Origin of the sequence: Staphylococcus sp. GDH8C109P (assembly GCF_017893405.1) — a bacterium.
GTDB classification, from domain to species: domain Bacteria; phylum Bacillota; class Bacilli; order Staphylococcales; family Staphylococcaceae; genus Staphylococcus; species Staphylococcus cohnii.
In genome coordinates, this window is sequence record NZ_JAESMX010000016.1 from 1 (window position 1) to 2,593 (window position 2,593).

The following is a 2,593-nucleotide window of genomic DNA, read 5'->3' on the forward strand; positions in this document are numbered from 1 at the left end:
GGAACCCTTAACAATCCCAAAACTTGTCGAATGGTCGGCTTAATAGCTCACGCTATGCCGACATTCGTCTGCAAGTTTAGTTAAGGGTTCTTCTCAACATCAATAAATTTTCTCGGCATAAATGCGTGTTCTTGCTATAATATATCTTAGAAAAATAGATTAAATAGCTTATCGACTATTTGCATAAATGCTATTACAACATTCAGTGTCACCAGCACTAATTTGTAATAGCATTTTTTATTTTTAAATTTTCAAAGATACCAAATTTTAAATACCTTTATTTTGAATTCTAAGGGGGCATTTTAAAGATTTAAGGGTAAATCATATAGTTTTATACCTAAAAACCTACACAAGCTTTTAAAACGCAAATATGAGCCAAATAAATATATTCTAATTCCACAAACAAAAATTTGAGCAAAACCAGTGACTATTTTTTAGACACTGCCCAGTTACATGCAAATTAAAAATTTGGCATGTACTGGCAAAAAAATTCAGACACTGCCCATTTACGCACAAAATTATTTTTCGCGTAAAAACTGGGTAACCATGCTGGTTAATCCTATAGTTCCCGCAGGGGCAAAAAACATAAAAAAACGCTAGCTTTTTAGCTAACGTTTCAAATCTTTTAAGTAATAATTTTGTTTTTCAAAATTCCAAATTGCAGTAATTGAATGTGCTTTTTCTTCTTCGTCTGTTGTTTTATCTTCGTCACTTGTATTAATTAAATTGCCATCTTCGGCATCATCTAAATTTAAAATTTTATGTTTTTGTTTAAGCAAACCACCATAACTCAACATACGTTTTCGATATAAACCTTTTTCTAAATCATTTACAATTTCTTGATTTTTTTCATCATCATCAGTTAAAAAATCAGATGACTTAACCGAATATTTCGAGGTTTCTTTGATAGCTGCTCGAATATCTTTATCGCCTTTTTGATTTGGTTTGATCGCTTTAATATTTGCTACTGGTCGATAATTTACTTGTAATGCTTTTTGCCATAAAGTAACCCATTCTTCTTGAGTTATATAATTAGCTTTATTCTTAAAATAGCTATTTTCAACACACAATAAAACGTGCATATGTTGATTATAACTACCGTCATTTTTATTAACCGTTACTTCGGTTGAACGTAAAAATCCGATTAAATTCTTTTTAACTTTTGTATACATTTTTAATTTATTAAAAGCCTTAGACATATGCTTTAAACTTTGTTCTAAATGTTCACCGTCTATTGCATTTCGTGCTGATAGCGTAAGAAATAACCAACGTGCTTTTGGCTTTTCTTTAACCACTTCTTCAATCACTTTTTGAGCTTGATAACTATTTTTCATAGCACGCCTCCAATTACAAACTGGGCATAATTTTGATTTACAAAACCATGTTTTATGTAATTTCAAATAACCTTCATCAGTTGGCTTGAACTCTAAGACGTTACCACATTGTTTTACGTTAAAAGCCTTTTTTATTTTTAAAATTTCTAGTATATCTGCATAACTTACATTATCAATTTTCTTCTCTCTCCATGGGCGTTGTTTCCCACTTTTCGTCATATCTTTTAATGTTTCATTATCTTGATTTTCGTCTACATATCTAGTAGTATTATATTGCATATAAAAAGCCTCCAGTTTTGATTTTGATTCGACACCTTAATCATATAACTGGGGTTTTTTCATGTCAAATTTTCTTTCAACAACAAAAACAACCAAAAATACTGTTATATCAACATTCAAATGACTTTTTATATCTTTGAGTTATTTCTATATAGTATCAAGACAAGAAGAAACTCGTTTTCAACTCGTTTCAAATTCCCAAGTTAGGAGGGATAAAATGAAAAATAATAATGTAACAGAAAAAGAATTATTTTATATTTTAGATTTATTTGAACACATGAAAGTAACTTATTGGTTAGATGGTGGCTGGGGGGTAGATGTATTAACTGGAAAACAACAAAGAGAACGCAGAGATATAGATATAGATTTTGACGCTCAACACACTCAAAAAGTTATACAAAAATTAGAAGATATAGGATACAAAATAGAAGTTGATTGGATGCCTTCACGTATGGAACTTAAGCATGAAGAATATGGGTATTTAGATATTCATCCTATAAATCTAAATGATGATGGATCAATTACCCAAGCAAACCCAGAAGGTGGTAATTATGTTTTCCAAAATGACTGGTTTTCAGAAACTAATTACAAAGATCGAAAAATACCATGTATTTCAAAAGAAGCTCAACTTCTTTTTCATTCTGGTTATGATTTAACAGAAACAGACCATTTTGATATAAAAAATTTAAAATCAATAACATAATTGCTTTATTCCAATTGCTTTATTGACGTTGAGCCTCGGAACCCTTAACAATCCCAAAACTTGTCGAATGGTCGGCTTAATAGCTCACGCTATGCCGACATTCGTCTGCAAGTTTAGTTAAGGGTTCTTCTCAACATCAATAAATTTTCTCGGCATAAATGCGTGTTCTTGTTATAATTAATTTAAGAAATCAAATAGTTGGTCAACTATATTGAGAATTGCTAATGCATTTTGTAAGTCGCCAAAATTTTAAATGGTGGCTTTTTTGTTTTGTTGA

2 protein-coding genes are annotated in these 2,593 nt (G+C 30.4%); one reads left to right on the top strand and one right to left on the bottom strand.

Annotation, left to right across the window (positions count from 1 at the left end):
- Positions 1-608: 608 nt before the first annotated feature.
- Complete coding sequence (locus tag KA867_RS09590) at positions 609-1,613, bottom strand: protein rep (protein ID WP_020368559.1); 1,005 nt, start codon at positions 1,611-1,613, stop codon at positions 609-611.
- A 217-nt stretch (positions 1,614-1,830) separates the two neighbouring features.
- Here KA867_RS09590 and lnu(A) point away from each other — a divergent pair, with 217 nt between their 5' ends.
- Positions 1,831-2,316, top strand: a complete 486-nt coding sequence (gene lnu(A) / locus KA867_RS09595; protein WP_210137846.1) for a lincosamide nucleotidyltransferase Lnu(A) — start codon at positions 1,831-1,833, stop codon at positions 2,314-2,316.
- Positions 2,317-2,593: the final 277 nt, after the last annotated feature.

Excerpts from the sequence above, each read along its gene's own strand:
- KA867_RS09590 (WP_020368559.1), bottom strand. The coding sequence starts at position 1,613 with ATGCAATATAATACTACTAGATATGTAGACGAAAATCAAGATAATGAA.